This window comes from Exiguobacterium sp. s35 (genome assembly GCF_018617535.1).
GTDB lineage: Bacteria > Bacillota > Bacilli > Exiguobacteriales > Exiguobacteriaceae > Exiguobacterium > Exiguobacterium aestuarii.
Genome location: NZ_JACSKI010000001.1, coordinates 1,516,588 through 1,535,578, shown reverse-complemented (window position 1 = coordinate 1,535,578; position 18,991 = coordinate 1,516,588). Strand labels below are relative to the sequence as shown.

Annotated in this window: 12 protein-coding genes and 1 pseudogene; 11 read left to right on the top strand and 2 right to left on the bottom strand. The window is 49.5% G+C overall.

Annotation, left to right across the window (positions count from 1 at the left end; all coding sequences use genetic code 11):
• Window positions 1-222 precede the first annotated feature (222 nt).
• The 11 genes and pseudogenes from KNO75_RS07870 to KNO75_RS07820 all read left to right on the top strand — a co-directional run bounded on the left by KNO75_RS07870 (window position 223) and on the right by KNO75_RS07820 (window position 17,153).
• Window positions 223-2,289: a bifunctional metallophosphatase/5'-nucleotidase gene (locus KNO75_RS07870; protein WP_214820864.1), complete on the top strand. Its 2,067-nt coding sequence runs from the start codon at window positions 223-225 to the stop codon at window positions 2,287-2,289.
• 221 nt (window positions 2,290-2,510) lie between these two features.
• Window positions 2,511-5,594, top strand: coding sequence for a CgeB family protein (locus KNO75_RS07865; protein ID WP_214820857.1), 3,084 nt, complete (start codon window positions 2,511-2,513; stop codon window positions 5,592-5,594).
• Entirely contained in the window at window positions 5,591-7,756 is a 2,166-nt protein-coding gene (locus KNO75_RS07860; RefSeq protein ID WP_214820855.1) for a glycosyltransferase, read from the top strand. The genes KNO75_RS07865 and KNO75_RS07860 overlap by 4 nt, the downstream gene beginning before the upstream one ends.
• A gap of 60 nt (window positions 7,757-7,816) precedes the next feature.
• Entirely contained in the window at window positions 7,817-9,778 is a 1,962-nt protein-coding gene (locus KNO75_RS07855; RefSeq protein ID WP_214820853.1) for a hypothetical protein, read from the top strand.
• Between the two features lie 11 nt (window positions 9,779-9,789).
• Window positions 9,790-10,143 carry a hypothetical protein gene (locus KNO75_RS07850; protein WP_214820851.1) on the top strand — a complete coding sequence of 118 codons (354 nt, stop codon included), beginning with the start codon at window positions 9,790-9,792 and terminating at the stop codon, window positions 10,141-10,143.
• Window positions 10,140-11,438: a glycosyltransferase gene (locus KNO75_RS07845; RefSeq protein ID WP_214820849.1), complete on the top strand. Its 1,299-nt coding sequence runs from the start codon at window positions 10,140-10,142 to the stop codon at window positions 11,436-11,438. Before KNO75_RS07850 ends, KNO75_RS07845 begins: the two co-directional genes overlap by 4 nt.
• Window positions 11,439-11,583: 145 nt before the next feature.
• Window positions 11,584-12,873, top strand: a complete 1,290-nt coding sequence (locus KNO75_RS07840; RefSeq protein ID WP_074036359.1) for a nucleotide sugar dehydrogenase — start codon at window positions 11,584-11,586, stop codon at window positions 12,871-12,873.
• 17 nt (window positions 12,874-12,890) lie between these two features.
• Window positions 12,891-13,688, top strand: coding sequence for an ABC transporter permease (locus KNO75_RS07835; RefSeq protein ID WP_074036361.1), 798 nt, complete (start codon window positions 12,891-12,893; stop codon window positions 13,686-13,688).
• 13 nt (window positions 13,689-13,701) lie between these two features.
• Window positions 13,702-14,475 (top strand): annotated as a pseudogene (gene tagH / locus KNO75_RS07830) (teichoic acids export ABC transporter ATP-binding subunit TagH); the annotation flags it as partial.
• A gap of 80 nt (window positions 14,476-14,555) precedes the next feature.
• Window positions 14,556-15,665 (top strand): non-hydrolyzing UDP-N-acetylglucosamine 2-epimerase, encoded by a 1,110-nt coding sequence (gene wecB / locus KNO75_RS07825; RefSeq protein WP_214793506.1) that lies wholly within the window; start codon window positions 14,556-14,558, stop codon window positions 15,663-15,665.
• 57 nt (window positions 15,666-15,722) lie between these two features.
• A complete protein-coding gene (locus tag KNO75_RS07820; RefSeq protein ID WP_214693925.1) occupies window positions 15,723-17,153 on the top strand; it encodes an MBOAT family O-acyltransferase in 1,431 nt (476 codons plus the stop codon).
• 34 nt (window positions 17,154-17,187) lie between these two features.
• Here the strand turns inward: KNO75_RS07820 and KNO75_RS07815 are convergent, their stop codons facing one another.
• Together KNO75_RS07815 and KNO75_RS07810 are read right to left on the bottom strand one after the other, a co-directional pair.
• Window positions 17,188-18,459, bottom strand: a complete 1,272-nt coding sequence (locus KNO75_RS07815) for an alginate O-acetyltransferase AlgX-related protein (protein ID WP_214816939.1) — start codon at window positions 18,457-18,459, stop codon at window positions 17,188-17,190.
• 134 nt (window positions 18,460-18,593) lie between these two features.
• On the bottom strand, window positions 18,594-18,887 hold the full coding sequence (locus tag KNO75_RS07810; RefSeq protein ID WP_214793513.1) for a hypothetical protein: 294 nt from the start codon (window positions 18,885-18,887) through the stop codon (window positions 18,594-18,596).
• Window positions 18,888-18,991 lie beyond the last annotated feature (104 nt).

Genomic DNA, 18,991 nt, shown 5'->3' with positions numbered 1-18,991 from the left:
CAATTGGTATCTTCTTTTTCAATTCTGACAAGAAATAACGAAATATTTACAGAAAAGTAATTGTGTTATTTTGTGAGATTGCGTATCTTTAAAGATGAAGTCTATACAGGTTTTGTAATCGCTTCCATTGGCTTGATGTCAGACATCTGTCAGTGGAGGTCGAAATCGAGGGTGTGACTTCGGTACGGTCGACTCATACATATTTAAAGGAGGAATATCTGCATGTTGAACTCAAAAACACGCAAGTTCTATCAAGGAATGCTCGCAGCAACGCTCACGGCATCGGTGATCGCCCCGGCGGTCGTGACAGAAGCGGCTCCTGCCAAAAAGACAATCAAGTTGAAAGCGGCTTTCGTTACAGACGGGGATCTTGACGCAGCGCTCGACAAAACGTATCAAGGGAACAAAATCTATTGGTACAAATCGACAGTCGACATGGACAAACTCGGTACATATCAAGTTGCTAAAGGATACATTAAATGGAAGAACCAGTACTTCGAGAAAAAAGTACGCGTCGTTAACTATCCGAAAGCAATCATCCCTCCAAAAGGGGACTGGACGTTCAAACATGGTGAGCAATTGACTGGCCAGTTGAACACGCTTCAAATCCAATTCGTCGACCGTGTCCTCCGTCAACCGGTGAAGTGGACAAACCTTTCGACAGATAAGATTGGTGAGTTCGTCGCGACGGCTTCTTACACGCATAAAGGCCGCACCGTGACACTCGACGTTCCTTATAAAGTAGAAGGATACGACCTCTCAATCATGCATACGAACGATACGCATGCGGCGCTCAAGTACGCTCCGAACCGTGCGACAGCTGTCAAACAAGTTCGAGCTGAAAAACCAGATAGCTTGTTGATCGATGCGGGAGACGTCTTCTCTGGTTCACTTTACTTCAACGAGTTCAAAGGACAAGCTGACCTCAAGTTGATGAACTACATGAAGTACGACTTGATGGTACCTGGTAACCACGAGTTCGACCTCGGAACAGAAGAAGGACATAAAGAGTTGTCACAATTCGTTCGTTATGCGAACTTCCCGTTCGTCAGCTCGAACGTCGATTATTCTGGCGACCAGTACATGAAGAACTTATACCGTGATGAAACGACAGAGAAGGCTTACAACGGTCGTCTCTATGAGGGCGTCATCAAAGTGGTTGACGGGAAGAAAGTCGGATTCTTCGGTTTGACGACAGAAGAAACGGCTGACATCGCTAGCCCGGGTCCAATCAAGTTCCAAAACTATATCGATGAGGCGAAGAAAGCGGTCAAGGCGTTCGAAGACATGGGTGTCCATCAAATCGTCGCGGTCTCGCACCTTGGTTACAACGACAACCCGACAGTCGACAACGACTTGCTTCTCGCTGAAAACGTTGACGGCATCGATGTCATCATCGGTGGCCACACGCATTCACGCTTGAGCACACCTGTTGTCATCTCAGAAAATAAAACAGAGCCGACGCTCATCGTTCAAGCCTTCCAGTACAGTGAGTTCCTCGGTACGCTTGATGTCGAGTTCGACAAAGACGGAAAAATCGTTTCACATGCTGGTAAGTTGATTGACGTGAAAGTACTCGAGCCAGACGCTCGCGCGGTTTCACTTCTCGCACCATTTAAAGAAGATGTCGACAAGATCAGCAACGACCCGATCGGTGTCACGTTGACAGCGGCACTTGAAAACCCACGTGACGAAGGTGACATTTCAGCACCAAGTGTACGTAAACAAGAGACAGCTCTCGGTAACTTGATCGCAGACGGCATGCTCGCGAAAGCGAAAGACTACGATGCAGACATCATCGCGGCAGTTCAAAACTCAGGCGGTATTCGTTCGAGCATCGATGCAGGTCCTGTCACGACAGGTGAAGTCATCACAGTCCTTCCGTTCGGTAACACGCTTGCTGTCATGAATCTCAAAGGTTCTGAGTTGCTCGCGGCACTCGAGCGCAGCGTGAGCGTTTACCCACGTGAGAGCGGCGGCTTCCTCCAAGTATCAGGATTGAAAGTCGAGTTCGACAGCTCGAAACCAGCGAACGAACGTATCGTGAAAGTGACATACAACAACGGAACGACGGATGTTGCCATCGACCCGAACGGTATGTATAAAGTTGCGACAAACTACTACACAGCGACGGGCGGCGACAACTATGTCGAGTTCGAAGCAGCATTCAAAGATGCACGAGTGACGGACCTCGGTCTTAGCGACTGGGAAAACCTCCGCGACCACATGCTCGACCTTGGTGAGATCACACCAACGGTTGAAGGTCGTATCGTCGACGTAGCAAAATAAGATGGTTCAATCAGGACATCCTTTACGGGTGTCCTGATTTTTGTTGTGAATTCAATCGAAACAAACAATATGTCCTCTTTGTATTCGATTTGTCATTCAGTTGATTTTGCCTTTTGAATTGAGCGTTTGCTATAATCAATGGGTGTCGAAACGTGATGTTTCAAATAACAGGGCATCGGCTAAAGAGAAAACGATGCCATAATGAATTTGGAGGAACCCCCATGAGTTGGAAACGAAAAGTGAAACGCGGTGTCTATTTAGGCATGCAGCGCGGCAAACGCATCGGTCGTCGGTTGATGAAAGGGACACAGACGCAAGTCCAGACGAGACAGTTCGTCGAGGTCGTCCCATCTTGGTACGCACGTACATCTGCAAACTACGAACTCGATGGTGCAGCGCTCGTTTCAACGATGGCTGAGAAGCAATTTTTGACGTATGGCGAACGTGCCTCGTCGTTCCGTGGCGTCCCTGGCCCGGATTCGTTCCAGCTCAACCCGTCGATTCGTGAATTTGACGCGAGCTTGAACGTTGAAAAAAGTGGTGACATCGAAGTCACACTACTCGTGATGTTGTATAACGACGAAGAACGGACGCGTGTCGTCCGTGTGAGTGACGGTGTTCGCACGACGGTCGCCCTTCGTGAAAATGAGACGAAGACACGCTTCGTCATTCAAACACAAGGTAAGGGTCGCGCCCTCATCCAATCACTCCTCGTTGATGGCCAACCGCTATGGAACGTGGAAGGGATGGGTAGTGCCGTTGCCGATGCCGACTTTGACGCGATGATCGAGCTTGGTGCCTCGACGCTTGAATTGATTTCTCCTGTTGGACGCATTGTCGACTTTTCAGACGAGGCCATCATCGTGACAGGACAAGGTAGCCAGTACGAGCACTACGGCGTGCAAGAAGCGGCTCTTCCACACGTGGATACGAAGCGCGGTATCGACTTCTCGCTTGCCGATATGGACGACTATGTCTATCGCTTCTATTTAAAAGGAGATGCGTCTCAAACGGCGAAAGCGACATTGTTTGTGGCGACGTATGCACACGGCGAACGTGATCAACTGATTGAAGTACCACTTGGCTTCAGTAACGTCTTGAGCCTGACACCTAGCCACGAATCGGTCCGTTACTTCATTCGTTTCTACGGTGATGGTGTGATTTCAGACCTCAAGCTTGGTGTCATCCGTGAGAACAGTGTCCGTCGTACGGAGCAGTTCGATTTAGATCCAACGTATTGGACGGTTCCTACACCGGAGTCGATTAAATTGAAACAAGATCCGAACGGTCTTCGTCTTGTCTTAGACGTCGAGCCAGACGTACGTCGTTATGTTTCTTATATGGAAACGAATAACCGCTTCACGGTTCTCCCGAAAGAGAACCCGTATACGGTCCGACCGAACCATCGCTATCGCGTCACAGTCGATGGCGAGCTCGGTGCGAATACAGGCGTCGTCCTTTATATCATTTCGTACTCGCTGACGGAACGATTGTCGATGCAACAAGTTCAGCTCGGTAGCGAGAAGATTTTCGAGTTCGGAAAAGATGTCCGCTACCTCCGTTTTGCCCTCCGTGTGGATGGACAAGGTGAGACACTCGTCACAGGCATCCGTGTCAGTGAAGAGATCATCACCGACCGCACGCAAGTGCCGGAATGGGTGGACCCGCGTGAGGCACGTCTATTTGAGACGACACCACGTGAGTTGCATGAGATGAAAGTCGCGGCCATCTTCGATGAGTTCACGACGGCATCGTATCGTCCAGAGTGTGAGTTGATCACCTTCTCACCAGACGATTGGCCAGCCGTCTTGGCTGACCGTCAACCTGACTTCCTCATGGTCGAGTCCGCATGGAAAGGGAACGACAAGACGTGGGAGAAAAAGATCGTCAAGTATGGGACGAACACGTGGGAAGACCTCGATGCACTTCTTGACTGGTGCCGTCTGAACAACGTCCCGACCGTCTTCTGGAACAAAGAGGACCCGATTCACTACGACCGCTTCATCGAGACGGCGAAACGCTTCGACTTCGTCTATACGACGGATGCGAACATCCTCGAGAACTATAAGCGCGATTGTGGGCATGACCGTGTCGGCGCATTGCCGTTTGCGGCACAGCCGAAGGAGCATAACCCGATTCGCCTTCCGGGCACGCGCGAACCGTACGCTTGTTTCGCGGGCTCTTATTATGCGAACCGTCACGAGTCGCGTCGGATTGACATGGACCGCTTGTTCGCAGCTGCTGACAAGTACGGTCTCGTCATCTATGACCGCAACTACGAGATGAACCAGCGCGGCGAGACGGACCAGCTTCAGTTCCCTGAACAGTTCCGTCAATCGATCCGTGGTAGCTTGAAATATAATCAAATCGCAAAAGCGTATAAAGGCTTTAAAGTCATGCTGAACGTCAACTCGGTCAACGATTCACCGACGATGTTCTCGCGCCGTGTCTTTGAAGGACTCGCGTGTGCGACACCGGTCGTCAGTACGCGTTCGGTCGGTGTTAAACAGATGCTTGGCGACTATGTCTTCCTCGATGAGGGCGATGAGATGCTCGAAGAAACGTTCCGTAAACTGCTCACCGACGATGCGTTCTATGAGGACGTGGCGATGGGTGGTATGCGTCACGTACTCAAGAACCACACGTACACGCAACGTCTCGCACAAGTCGTCAGCACGATCGGTCTCCCGTATCGTGTCGATCATCCGAAAGTCGCGCTCGTCGCATTCGTCCGCTCGACAGAAGAGATGAACCGTGTCGTCGACACGTTCCGTGCACAGGATTATGAGCACAAACATCTCGTCGTCTTCCTCTACAAGTTCGAAGGACATTTAGATGTATACGAGGCATACAACACCGAGGATATCTCGACATTCATGCTCAGCTACTTGCCGCAGTACAACGCCTTGTCTGAAATCATGGACGGCTTTGATTGGATGGCCTACATTCAGACGACAGATTACTATGGTCCTTCTTACATCTCCGACTACATGTTGGCGACGCGCTATGCGGAAGCGAACATTTTGACGAAAGAGGACTACTTCACTTGGAACGATACGCTCGAGAAGGTCGATTCGGATGGCACATATCGTTATGTGTTCGACGCGACGCCTTCACGTTCGATCATGAAGCCGGACGTTCTCCGCTTCTATAGTGTCCGGGAAGCGCTTGACGTCCTCGCGACAGATGCGACGCTAAAAGAGTTGGCTCAATCCGGTGAACGAATCTTTAGTACAGACCCATATCAATATGTAAAAGCAGGGAGCGAGATGCCAACAGCAGTCGCTCAGGAGGTACAATTATGACGACACCACTTCGCGTCCTCGTTTATGGGGATGTCAACTTAAACTTGATTGACGGGTCGGCCATCTGGCTGACTTCCGTCGTCTCGATGTTGAAGCAGGACCCATCGATTCACGTCGATGTCCTCCTCAAACGCTCAATCACCAAACCAGAAGTCACGGCAGGCATCAAAGAGTTGCCGAACGTTCGCTTCATCGATTTGTTCGGAGCGAACTCACCGAAGAAAGGGACGCCTTATCACGAACGTGGCGTCCTTCAAGCGGATGAGGCAGCACAAGTGATCGATGAGTTGATGACAAAAGACGGATATGACTTGGCGTTCGTCCGTGGATTCCAGTTGGCGTATGATCTGTCTCAATATGAACAGACGATGGCGAAGACGTGGACATATATCACGGATTTCACGCACGACCATACACAAGCGTCGGAAGAAGAACTCGCACGCCTTCGTCAGATTGCGTCGCGTTCGGCCCGTATGCTTTGTCAAACCGAGGCGATGAAGACGTACTTCGAGTCGTTCTTGCCGACGGACCGCCCGTTCTTGATTCTGAATCCGATGATTCCGAACGGGAAGGGGACGCAGCCGACGTTCACGAAACCGAACGACCGCCTCGTCTATACAGGGAAGTTCGCGCCGCTTTGGTACACGACCGAGATTTTAGACGCATTCGCGAAGTTACGCGAGACGTATCCGGCCGAGCTTCATATTGCGGGCGACAAGTTCAACCAAGATCCGAACAACCCGAACTTCAAACAAGAGACGTTAGCGCGTCTGAAGTCGGAGGAAGGAATACATTGGCTCAAAGGGATTCCGCGAGCGGACGTCGAGACGCTCATCGACCGTAGTGCGATCGGTGTATCATGGCGTCATCCTGAACTCGACGCGAGTCTCGAACTTTCGACAAAATTGCTCGAATACGGTTCGCTCGGTAAACCGGTCCTCTTGAACCGTAACCCGATGCACGAACTCATTCTCGGGGAAGACTATCCGCTCTTCGTCAACTCGGAAGAAGCATTCATTGAGAAGGCGCATCTCGCACTTACGGACGAAGAGGTGTACGCTGACGCGGCGAAGCGTCTCTATGAGATGTCGCAGTATTATACGTTCAGTAACACGTACGCACGTCTTCGTGACGAGCTTTGGTCGATGAAAAAGATCAATCTTCTCTTCGCCGGTCATGACTTCAAGTTCTTGCGCTTGTTCATGGACTACTTCCAGAACAACCCGCGCTTTAACGTCTTGATCGACCAATGGGAAGGGCATAAGATTCATGACGTGAATCACAGTAAGGCATGTCTCGAGCAAGCAGACATCATCTTCTGTGAGTGGGGTCTCGGGAACGCCGTCTGGTACTCGCATCATAAGAAGCCGCACCAGACGATGATCGTCCGCATCCACCGTCAAGAGAAAGAGACTCCGTTCCCACGTGAATACAACCTTCATAACATCGACCGCATCATCTTGGTGTCGCCATATATGCTTGAAGAGATGTATCGTCTCTTCCGCATCCCGCGTCACAAGATGACGATGATTTATAACGCGGTCGACGGGAAGCGTCTCGTCCAACCGAAAGAAACGGAAGACTTGACGTTCCACTTAGGTATGATCGGGGTCAACCCGAAACTGAAGCGTCTCGACCTTGCGCTCGATATGCTCGAAACGTTGTTACAAGATGACCCACGATACAAACTCTTTATCAAAGGCCATCATCCAAACGACATCTACTGGATCAACAAGCGAGAAGACGAGCGTGCCTACTACGACCGCTTGCTCGAGCGATTGGAGCAACCAATCTTCAAAGAGAGCGTCCGCTTCGATGGACACGGAGATGACGTTCCGGAATGGTTGACGAAAATCGGCTTCGTGCTGTCGACGAGTGACTTGGAAAGTTTCCACTTGGCACCGGCTGAAGCGATGACGTCTGGTACGTATCCGATCATCCGTCATTGGACGGGAAGTGAGACGATCTATCCGGACGATGTGTTGATGGAAAACGTGTTAGAAGGCGTCGACATCATCCGTTCGTTCAAAGGGGATTCAACGCGTCTCTTGGAAGCGACAGAGGCCTATAAAGCGTATGCGCATCATCATTTCGCGATTGAAACGCTCGCTCCGAAATTAGAGGAGCTCTTACTAGCAGAACTGAATGCCGTCCATTCATAATCAGCAAGCCCGCCATCGCGGGTTTGCTTCTTTTGAAAACAAAGAGAAGGGGAGCATCCCATGAGTTATTTTTTGTATGAAGCCACTACCCGACACGTCGAGTTGACAGAGCGTGACGGAGTGACCCATGTGTTGTCGAAAAAACCGCTCGATGCACGCATCGGCTGGTTTGACGCAACACGTGACGAGCCACACGGTCACTATATCTCCCTTCAATTCGAAGAGACGTTCACCGTGTCGGTCCCATTCAATAACGTCATCCCGGTCTATTACACGATGGATCCTGTCGTCGTCGGTACATCGCTCCGTCAAGTGGCAGAGCGGGCCGGTAAAACGGAAGTGTCGTCTGAAGCTGTCTCGCAAATGCGATTTGTCGGTCATGTGTTTGGACGTAACACGCGCATCCAAGGCGTGAAGCGACTCGCTGCAGGCGAGCGTCTCACTGTCAAAGATGGGGACGTGACCATCGAGAAATGGGACGACCTGCCGATGGGGACGAACACATTACGGGAAGATTTTGATGCGACGTGGATCAAGGCGTTACGTCAATCGATTCCACCTTATCAAACGTTGAATCTTCCGTTTGCGGGTTCGGCGTTTGACCTCGTCTTCACCAAGCTTGCACTCGAGGCAGGGAAGACAGTGCGCCTTCACGTTCCTTCATTAGATGGAAACGAGGCAGAACTGGCACGCCAACTATTTGAGGAAGCCGAACTTGTCGAGGCGGAGCCGCCGGTGACAGACATCCACTTGTCGCTATCGAAACGGGTAGCACAGTCGTTCGATGTGACAGAAGGAAACTTGAGCGCGTATGAGTCGATTCCGACTGGACGGGCACGTGATACGGACTACGTTGAAATCGGGAAACACGGTTCAGACTGGCTTTACGGTAAGCATATTTTCTTAAAAGAGACGATGGATGAGCATGAGGCGAAACAACAGCTCTCGAGACGGGCGATTCGTCCGTTCGAAGGGTTTGGTGAAGCAGAGCGCGAACAAGTCGAGGCGATGCTGGAACGATTGTTTGACACGTACGAAGACCGGGATTGGAGCGGACGTCTCGAGGCGGCGTGGTTCGAGTTGAAAGTGGAGCACTTCCATGCGTATGCACGACAAGGCTTCATGGATGAGATGTTGCTCGTTCAACCACTGTTCGACCGTGACGTGCTGCGCCATATTCTAGAAGCACCATATGAACTGAAACGACAAGGTCACCTCATGAAGGTCGCCTTCGATGAAGTGTTCGGCCCTACGCCTCCACATCTGGTCAAAGAGAGTTTCGCCTGGAGCGATTCACCGCTCTTACCGACCGTCACGCCGGCGCCACTGAACTGGCGGTTGATGCTCGATGCGGTCGTGCCGAGCCAAGTCGAACGGATGCATGAGCTCCTTCATGTGGAAGACTCGGTTCGCCAAGCGATGCCGAAGGGCGAAAAGCCGAACCATCAGGTCGTGTCCATTTGGAATGACTGGACGGCGCAAAACTGGTCGCATTTGTTGGAAGAGACGGCGATTGAAGAAGAACAGGTCAAACTGGAGATTCCAGAAGCGCACCAACCGCGATCGGTGACGATCAAACCGTTCATCTATCACTATTTCGTCCCGTTCAACACAGAGTTGTTCAGTCTGAGAGAGAATCAATTCAAGGCAGAAGTCGACGTCGAGCCGTTACATGGAGAGAATGGATATATCCAGCTCTTCAACCAGAGCTTCAGTTCACCTCCATCGAGTGAGTTCTTAAAGGACGCGACGCTCGGGAACGCACCGTTCATCCAAGTGTCAGGGACGATTGAATTGTTGTCAGATGAAGACACGAAGATTGAATTGTACATCATGCAATATGATGCAAAGAAAAATCTGAAGAAGACAGCCTTTGGTCAAACGCTTCGGACGGGAGTAAACACGTTACAACAACGTGTCCCGAAAGAGTTAGACGCCAAGTATATGAAGCTCGCCATCAAATTCCAAAATGATCAACATGCGGTCCGTCTCCGAATGGGTGCATGGGACATAGAAAGCTGAGGACATCGAGTATGGAACGTCAACAAGTTGAATATGTAGAACGTGAGAATGCTTTTTTACGTGAGCAGTTGCAAATGATGACAGACCAGATGGAAACGTTGAGACAAGAAGTGCTCGAAGAGGGCGCGAAACAGATTCGAGGAAAAGAGAACACGGTCCAAAAGATGAAAGAACTCGAAAAAGAATTGCGTCAAGCCCAAGCGAACGCCGAAAAGTGGCGGAAGACGGCAGCTTCTGAGCAGAACAAAGTGAAAACGATGACGGAAGAAGTGGAGCGGATGAAGCATGTGATTGATCGTGCGAAAGCCATCCCGCTCGCCGGTAAGCTCATCACAAAGATTGAGCGTGAAGGGAATCCATCATGAAAACGTATGAGGAACAGCTAAACGACATCCAATTGGAGAAAAAGGCATGGGTCCAGACCGTCAATCGTCACTTTGAGACGATGCCGACCCCGAATTGGCTCGACGGTTCTTCCATCAAACGTGGCGTCAGTGTCATCGTCGCTTCACATGATTCGGAAGAATTGTTGCGTGCTTGCCTTGCGTCACTAGAAGCCCAAACGATTCATTCCTCATTGATTGAATGGGTCCTCGTCTTCAACGGTCCGAACCGCGAGGCATTACGAGCCGTCAGTGAGTCGTTCGGTCAATATGTCGACGTCGTCCGTCTCGAAGTCGAAGAGGCGAATGTCAGCATCGCCCGAAATCAAGGCATTGACGCGTCGACACGGCAGTATGTGACGTTTTTAGACGAGGACGATACGTTCAGCCCGACTTACGTCGAGCGACTATTCGAACAAGCATTACCGAATCGAATCGTGATTGCCGATATTCAAGACCGTAGTCCATCGGGCGAAGCACTTCCTTCACCCCTCCATCGGGAGTTCGAACGCCTGACAGGACAAGAGACGACGTACGAGCAAATGTCACAACTCCTGACGCTCAACGCGTGTAAACTTGTCCCAGCCGTCTATGCGAAACAAGTGCGTTATGAACCGACCTTAAGGAGCGGGGAAGATGTCGTTTATTTCTCAACGCTGTTCTCCACGTATACGCCTGAAGTGAAGATATTGCCTTCCGAGACGGATGCGATCTATTATCGCCAAGTGCGAGAACGTTCTGTCTCTCGCCAAGCGGTCAGCCAAGATTTCTCGGTCGCCCAACGTCTTTCCGTCATCAAGCGGCTCGATGCCATTCCGACGAAAGAAGCCTCGATTCGACGCTTCATCGAGCGGAAAATCGACGCTCAGACCTCGATGATGAGTTTATTTTATGAGACGGTTCCTGAACAACGCGCGTATATCCGTGCGTCGGTACGGGAAGCAGCGCTTCGTTATTTTTCATTTAGTATATTGAATCAACATGCAGCGGAACGGGGGATCGTCATCGGCGAACACCTCGAGCGGGCCGGCACACTCATTGCTGAATTCCCCGAAGACGTCGTCATCCGTGTCTATTTGATGGCGCCGTATACGCGTCAGGAACTGCGGAGCCATGTGACGGATGAACAATTTGAGCGACTGACGTTTGCGAATATGTCGCTACCGAATTGGTCAATATTGCCTGAAGTTTGTTATAGTAGTGGGGATGTGCGTGCCGTCGCATTATGCACAGAACATCATTTAGGTGTAAAATCTTACTCGGTCCCATCCCGTTAATACAGTATTGTCATGAAAATGTAATTGCTTCTCAATTCGTATCGGGAGTATAATGGGTTTGATTTTTGGTGAAATCCTAAACAATATGAAATGTTTTGCAACATTCGGTGACACGTGTCACTAATCTATGGAGGTTATTTCAATTATGAAAGTTTGTACAATCGGATTAGGATATATCGGACTCCCTACATCAGCCGTTTTCGCCCAGTATGGCGTAGACGTACTCGGTGTAGACATTCATCAGTCCGTCGTGGATAAATTGAACCGTGGCGAGATTCACATCGAAGAGCCAGGTCTTGGTGAAGTCGTGAAAGAAGTTGTCGCAAACGGTAAATTCCGTGCGTCACTCGAGCCAGAAAAAGCGGACGCGTTCATCATCGCGGTACCGACACCAAACAACGACGACGAGCACAAATCATGTGACCTCACATACGTTCTTGAAGCAACGAAACGCGTGCTTCCACACGTTGAAAAAGGAAACGTCATCATCGTGGAATCAACAATCGAGCCACGTACGATGGACGACCATGTGAAGCCGCTCGTCGAAGCTGCTGGGTTCACAGTCGGCGAAGATATCTTCCTCGTACACTGCCCAGAGCGCGTCCTCCCAGGACAAATCTTGCATGAGCTCGTTCACAACAACCGTATCGTCGGTGGAATCACGGAAGCATGTGCGGAAGCTGGTGCAAAAGTGTACGGTACGTTCGTTAAAGGTGAAATCATCAAGACGGATGCCAAAACGGCTGAGATGTCTAAACTCATGGAAAACACATTCCGTGACGTGAACATCGCCCTCGCGAACGAACTCGCGAAAGTATGTAACGCCCTCGACATCAACGTGCTTGACGTCATCGAGATGGCAAACAAACACCCACGTGTTAACTTGCATAGCCCAGGACCGGGTGTAGGTGGCCACTGTCTCGCGGTCGACCCATACTTCATCGTCGCGAAGCAACCAGACCTCGCGAAGATCATCAAGTTGTCACGTGACACGAACGTATCGATGCCTGCTTACGTCGTCGAGAACGTCAAGAAACTCGTCGCAGGACAAGACAATGCGAAAATCGCGGCGTTCGGCGTAACGTACAAAGGAAACGTCGACGACATGCGTGAAAGCCCAGCGGTCGACATCATCGAATTGATGCTCGCTGACGGCATGAACGTAGCCGTCCACGACCCACACGTCGAAGTCTCTTCTTCGAAACATTTCGACCTCGTCTCGAAAGAAGAAGCGATCCAAGATGCGGACCTCGTCCTCGTCCTCGTTGACCACAACGAGTTCAAAGCACTCGACTTCGCAGAATTGAACGGCGCGATGCGTCGCCCAATGATCTTCGACACACGTAATATCGTGAAGGCCGATGACAGCGACCTTGCCGTTGTAAACTACGGAAACCTTTACAACTACGTCAACGGGAAAGTCACGTTGGCCTAAACCGTTAGGTGCCCAATATGATCAAAGCATCGAAACAAGTTTTCATTGAACTTTGGGAGAGTCTCTATCTCATTTTGAGACTCTCTGTCTATGAAACGAAAAGTCGTTACTCGATGCAGTATTTTGGCTACTTGTGGGAAATCATCACACCAATTATTCAAATCGCCATCTATTGGCTCGTCTTCGGATTCGGTTTACGTGCGGGTCGAGACGTTGGGGATGTCCCGTTCTTACCATGGCTCGTCTCAGGGATTGTGCCATGGTTCTTCTTTGGACCGGCCATTGTCAGCGGATCTCGATCCGTTTTTTCTAAGATTGCCCTCGTCTCGAAGATGAGTTTTCCAATCAGTACGATACCGGCCTATGTCATTTTGTCGGAGCTATACCGACACGTGGCCATGGTCGTCATCGCCTTTATCTTAATGATGGCGTTTGGGATCAGTGAAGGATGGAACATCTTGTTCCTCCCGTACTTATTGATCAGTGCGCTTGCGTTTTTATATGCGTTCGCATTGTTGACTTCCGCATTAGCCACAATCATCCGAGATTTTCAAAATTTGCTGTCACAAATTATTCGGATGATGCTGTATCTGTTACCGATTTTTTGGCAACCGTCCGGGAAACTAGAATTGATTTTGATGGCCAACCCGCTCTATTACCTCGTGGAAGGCTATCGCTCGATGTTCCTCGGAACGGATTGGATTATGCAAAATCTCACTTATGGTCTTTACTTCTGGGGCTTCACCTTCGTGACGTTCCTCATTGGTTCAGCGATTCACGTGCGTTTCCGTCGCTACTTTATCGACTATATTTAAGGAGCAGTGACGTATGAGCTATCAAGTCAAATTCGAAAATGTCTCGAAGCGATACACGTTGTATCGTAAGCAAAGTGATAAATTGAAAGAAGTCTTGTTCAACCGTGCGAACGGGAAACAGTTTTACGCGCTTCGTAATGTGACGTTCGAAGTTCCTCCCGGTGAGGTAGTCGGTATTTTAGGGATTAACGGTTCTGGGAAATCGACGATGTCGAACCTTCTCTCTGACGTGATTCCACCGACACACGGACGCATCGAGCTTCGAGGCAAACCATCATTGATTGCCATCTCCTCTGGATTGAACGGCAATTTGACGGGGATGGAGAACATTGAACTGAAATGTCTCATGCTCGGGATGAACAAGCAGCAAATCAAAGACATTACCCCGGAAATTATCGAGTTTGCCGATATCGGAGATTTCATCGATCAACCGGTTAAAACGTACTCGAGCGGGATGAAGTCACGTCTTGGCTTCGCCATCTCCATCAATATCGACCCAGATATTCTTGTCATCGATGAAGCGTTGTCCGTTGGGGACCAAACGTTCACCGATCGTTGTCTCGTCAAAATGAACGAGTTCAAAGATCAAGGGAAGACGATCTTCTTCATCAGTCACTCGGTGTCCCAAGTGCGTCAATTCTGTACACAAGCCATCTGGCTCGAGTATGGGGAAATTCGCGAATATGGTCCCGTAGATGAGGTCGCAGACGAGTATATGAAATTCTTGAAATGGTTCCGCACGTTGGATTCCAAACGTCAATCGGAGTTCAAGCAACAGAAGATGGCGCAACGGACGACGATTGTGGACCAAGATGACGTCGGTGAGACGATTATCTTACCGCGAAAAACGCTTAAAGGAGAATCTGTATGATTAAAGTTATGACCGTATTCGGTACACGCCCTGAGGCTATCAAAATGGCCCCGCTCGTGTTAGAGCTCAAACAACGTGAAGGGATCGAACCGATTGTCGTCGTCACAGCTCAACATCGTGAGATGCTCGATCAAGTCCTTCAACTTTTCAAAATCACACCGGACTATGATTTGGACGTGATGAAGAAAAACCAAACGCTCTTTGATGTGACGACACGTGTTCTTCACGGACTTGATGAAGTCATGAAAGAAGCGAAACCGGATATCGTTCTCGTTCACGGTGATACGACGACGACGTTCGCGGCATCGCTCGCGGCATTCTACAACCAGATTGCAATCGGTCACGTAGAAGCAGGGCTTCGCACATACAACAAGTATTCGCCTTACCCAGAGGAAATGAACCGTCAATTGACAGGCGTCATGGCAGACCTTCATTTTGCTCCGACGGACACGTCAGCTGAAAACTTGCTTCGTGAGAACAAGAAAGAAGCCGATATTTTCGTAACAGGAAATACGGCGATCGATGCCTTGAAAACGACAGTTCAAGATGACTACGACAGCGAATTACTCAACAAGATCACGGGTCAAGACAAGCGTCTCGTCCTCTTGACGGCACACCGTCGTGAGAACCTTGGAGAGCCGATGCGCAACATGTTCCGTGCGGTTCGTCGCTTGATTGAAAAGTATGATGACATTGAGGTCGTCTACCCAGTTCACATGAACCCAATCGTACGCGAACTCGCTGGTGAAATTTTAAATGACTTAGACCGCGTTCACTTGATTGAACCGCTCGACGTTTTTGACTTCCACAACTACGCATCTCGTTCACACCTCATCTTGACAGATTCAGGTGGCGTACAAGAAGAAGCGCCGTCACTCGGTGTACCGGTTCTCGTTCTTCGTGATACGACAGAGCGTCCGGAAGGTGTTGCAGCGGGAACGTTGAAACTCGCTGGAATCGAGGAAGAAGTCATTTTCGGACTCGCCGATGAGTTGTTATCGGACCAAGCCGCATATGAGAGTATGGCAAAAGCGTCTAACCCTTACGGGGACGGGGAGGCGTCACGCCGAATCGTCGACGCGATCGTCGAACGTTTCACACGCTGATTGATGATAGACTGTCCCTCGGGGCAGTCTATTCTTTTTTGAGAAAGGAGGGAATCCATGCTTTTCAGTTCAACGATTTTTTTATTTTGGTTTTTGCCGATTGTTTTGATCTTATACTATGTATCTCCACGCTTTTTGAAAAACACGATCCTGCTGATTGCCAGTCTTTTGTTTTACGCGTGGGGGGAACCGATTTATACGGCCGTCATGTTGACGTCGATTGTGATGAACTACTTGTTCGGAATTTATGTTGACCGCTATCGGGAAGAGAAGAAGAAAGCGAAGTGGATCGTCGGGCTCATGGTCGCGGCTAACGTGTTACTGTTATCCGTCTTTAAATACACGAGCTTTATTATCGAAAACGTGAATGCGATCACGGGGCTCGAATTGACCGATCCGAAAATTCCGCTCCCAATCGGTGTTTCCTTCTTCACCTTTCAAGCGATGAGTTATGTGATTGATGTATATCGGAAGGATGGGAAAGTTCAACGGAACCCTCTCGACCTTGCTTTATACATCTCCTTGTTCCCACAATTGATTGCGGGGCCGATCGTTCGTTACCAGACGGTCGCTGATGAAATCAATGATCGTAAAGAAACGATGGATGACTTTGCGAGCGGGGTGCAACGGTTTGTCATCGGCTTGGCGAAGAAGATGCTTCTCGCAAACAATGCCGGATATGTGGCGGACCAAATCTTCTCGCAAAGTACGGATAACATGTCGATGGGGCTCGCCTGGATTGGGATTATCGCCTATTCGCTCCAAATCTACTTTGACTTCTCTGGGTATTCCGATATGGCCATCGGATTAGGACGCATGTTCGGATTCCACTTCCTCGAGAACTTCAACTATCCGTATATCTCGAAGTCTGTTTCTGAGTTCTGGCGGCGCTGGCATATCTCGCTTGGTAGCTGGTTCCGGGATTACGTATACATCCCACTCGGCGGGAATCGGGGAAGTGCGTGGAAGCTCTATCGTAACTTAGCGGTCGTCTGGGTGCTGACCGGTGTATGGCACGGTGCGAGCTGGACGTTCATCGCATGGGGCGCCTATTATGGCGTCTTCATCATGTTGGAGCGTGCCTTCCTCGGTGCTTGGCTCAGAGCGCTCCCAGCGGCACTGGCACACGCGTTCACGTTATTCGTCGTCATCATCGGTTGGGTCTTCTTCCGGGCCGATAACTTCCCGTACGCGCTGTCGTACTTGTCGGCGATGTTCCATTTGAATGGTGGACCGGTCTGGGATCATGAAGCGATGTTCTACTTCGTTCAATACGGGGTGATTCTATCCATTGCTATGATCGCTGCGACACCAATCCCGAAATGGTTCGGCGAGAAAGTACTCTTGCTCGAACAAAACAGTAGAAAGTTATGGGTGAACTATACGGCTGGATTCATGCGCATTGGGTTCTTGGCAACCATCTTTATCTTCGCCATTTCGTATGTCGTCGCGAGTAGTTTTAACCCGTTCATTTATTTCAGATTTTAATAAAAAAGTCGTTCTCACAATGGAGAACGACTTTTTATGTGGGTTCATTCAGTTTTTCATGATACAGGTTCACGAACTCGTTTAAGTTGACGTTATGGATGAACAAGACGACATCGATGTCGTTTTCAGTCACATACTTTTCAATGGAAGATTCATCGAAGTGACGGACATCAATGACCGAAACGTGACCGAAATGCTCGGGTAACAAGGTAAGCATCGGATTCGCATACGAATCTTTCAAGATGAGCGTCCGTGTGTCGTTGATTGGTTGTTCCTGGTCCATCGTGACGATTGGCCAGTTCCGATGGAGGAAGAGCGAATACATTTCCGTATACGTCTCTTCTGACTTGAGCGGCTTTTTGTTGATGATGCTCGTGATCGGTTTACAAGGTGTCGCCCGATTGAAGCAGACCGAACTCGGTGTGAAGCCTTCCTTTGGTACCATCCATTCGAACGTATCACCGTCTTTGACGTATTGCAGTGTCGTACTTCGTGCATATGAACCGTAGTAAGGTTCTTCATGTGTCTTTGTCCGAAGTTGGTTCGGTTTTAGTGTCAGTCCCATTTCAGGATGATCTTTCGACATCGTATTGACCGTCTGCGCATAAGCCGCATAAGCACCATAGATGTTCCAGTGATAGTCGGTCTTGAAGAAGACATCGCTTAACTGCTGGGCTTCGTTCAACGACTTCCGATAGTCCATCACGTTCAGACCGGGTACCGTCGTCAGTTGATCGCGAACAGATTTATAAATGCGAGGTGCTTCGTTCCCCATATAGTCCGGCATGTGAGGTTCGACGTTCGCCATCGAAGCCTTGTTCGGGGCGAGTCCGAAATACACATCGGTCCCACGTTCTTCGAGACGTGACGTAAACGTCGTCAAGTCGCTCACAAGTGTATCGGTATCAACCGACTCTTTCATCGGAGATTCCATCGTGCCGTCAGCTGACACGTATATCCCATTTTTGACGGTTTGCTTGAAAACGTCTTTGTTTAAGAAAGCATTTAAGCTGATCCAAGCATCACGATTGAAGATTTGATCGGTGACGAAGGACTCGGTTTGTTTCATATATGAACCGGACATGATATGCGTAAACGTAGGAGAATCTGGGCTTTGTGCGAGCTTTCGGTTTTCCATGTCCGATACGTCCCGCTTCTCAGAAGAAAGCGTCAAATAGGCGCCGCCGACTAAAAAAGCGACGAAGGAGAAAATCAAAACAAGCTGAAGAATGATTTTCGGATGATTGCGTCTTTTACGATTGGAGCGGGGGTCCTGTTTATGAGAATCAACGTTTAAATTTTGCATAGAGAACTCCTTTGATACTAGATTAATCCGAGTCTCATTCTACCATATATTTGCTTCTGTAACTGTAACAATTATGTATCAGCAGAGCCGATACAAAAAACGCCTAAAGCGACATGACGTCACTCTAAACGTTTTTAGTGAGCGGTAAAGCGAGCCGGTCCAATCGACGACACGAGTCGCGTGGCGGCACGTAAACAATCAAGCTGTCTTGCATATACACGACTCACATCGGAAAAGGCAGAAGGGAGGTGATCCGAGTCGAGAGGACCTTGTCGCATATAAGACGATTCATCGGCTCCGAGTGGTGTCGGATGAATGACGAACTTATAGTGTGATGGGTCGAGCTCAATGACTTCAATCTCTGCAAACAGTCGTGCATCACGTGTATATAAGAAGCGGGTCGATAACCATTTATCAGAATCAGTCATGGATCACATGTCCTCCTTTCAAAGTCTCATTACCATTATCATAAAACATTTTTTGGATATTTGGAATCTTATTTCATATTAATCCCAACATATTTACTTAAATT

Coding starts and splice junctions, on each gene's coding strand:
- KNO75_RS07870 (WP_214820864.1), top strand. CDS start 223: ATGTTGAACTCAAAAACACGCAAGTTCTATCAAGGAATGCTCGCAGCA.
- KNO75_RS07865 (WP_214820857.1), top strand. CDS start 2,511: ATGAGTTGGAAACGAAAAGTGAAACGCGGTGTCTATTTAGGCATGCAG.
- KNO75_RS07860 (WP_214820855.1), top strand. CDS start 5,591: ATGACGACACCACTTCGCGTCCTCGTTTATGGGGATGTCAACTTAAAC.
- KNO75_RS07855 (WP_214820853.1), top strand. CDS start 7,817: ATGAGTTATTTTTTGTATGAAGCCACTACCCGACACGTCGAGTTGACA.
- KNO75_RS07850 (WP_214820851.1), top strand. CDS start 9,790: ATGGAACGTCAACAAGTTGAATATGTAGAACGTGAGAATGCTTTTTTA.
- KNO75_RS07845 (WP_214820849.1), top strand. CDS start 10,140: ATGAAAACGTATGAGGAACAGCTAAACGACATCCAATTGGAGAAAAAG.
- KNO75_RS07840 (WP_074036359.1), top strand. CDS start 11,584: ATGAAAGTTTGTACAATCGGATTAGGATATATCGGACTCCCTACATCA.
- KNO75_RS07835 (WP_074036361.1), top strand. CDS start 12,891: ATGATCAAAGCATCGAAACAAGTTTTCATTGAACTTTGGGAGAGTCTC.
- wecB (WP_214793506.1), top strand. CDS start 14,556: ATGATTAAAGTTATGACCGTATTCGGTACACGCCCTGAGGCTATCAAA.
- KNO75_RS07820 (WP_214693925.1), top strand. CDS start 15,723: ATGCTTTTCAGTTCAACGATTTTTTTATTTTGGTTTTTGCCGATTGTT.
- KNO75_RS07815 (WP_214816939.1), bottom strand. CDS start 18,459: ATGCAAAATTTAAACGTTGATTCTCATAAACAGGACCCCCGCTCCAAT.
- KNO75_RS07810 (WP_214793513.1), bottom strand. CDS start 18,887: ATGACTGATTCTGATAAATGGTTATCGACCCGCTTCTTATATACACGT.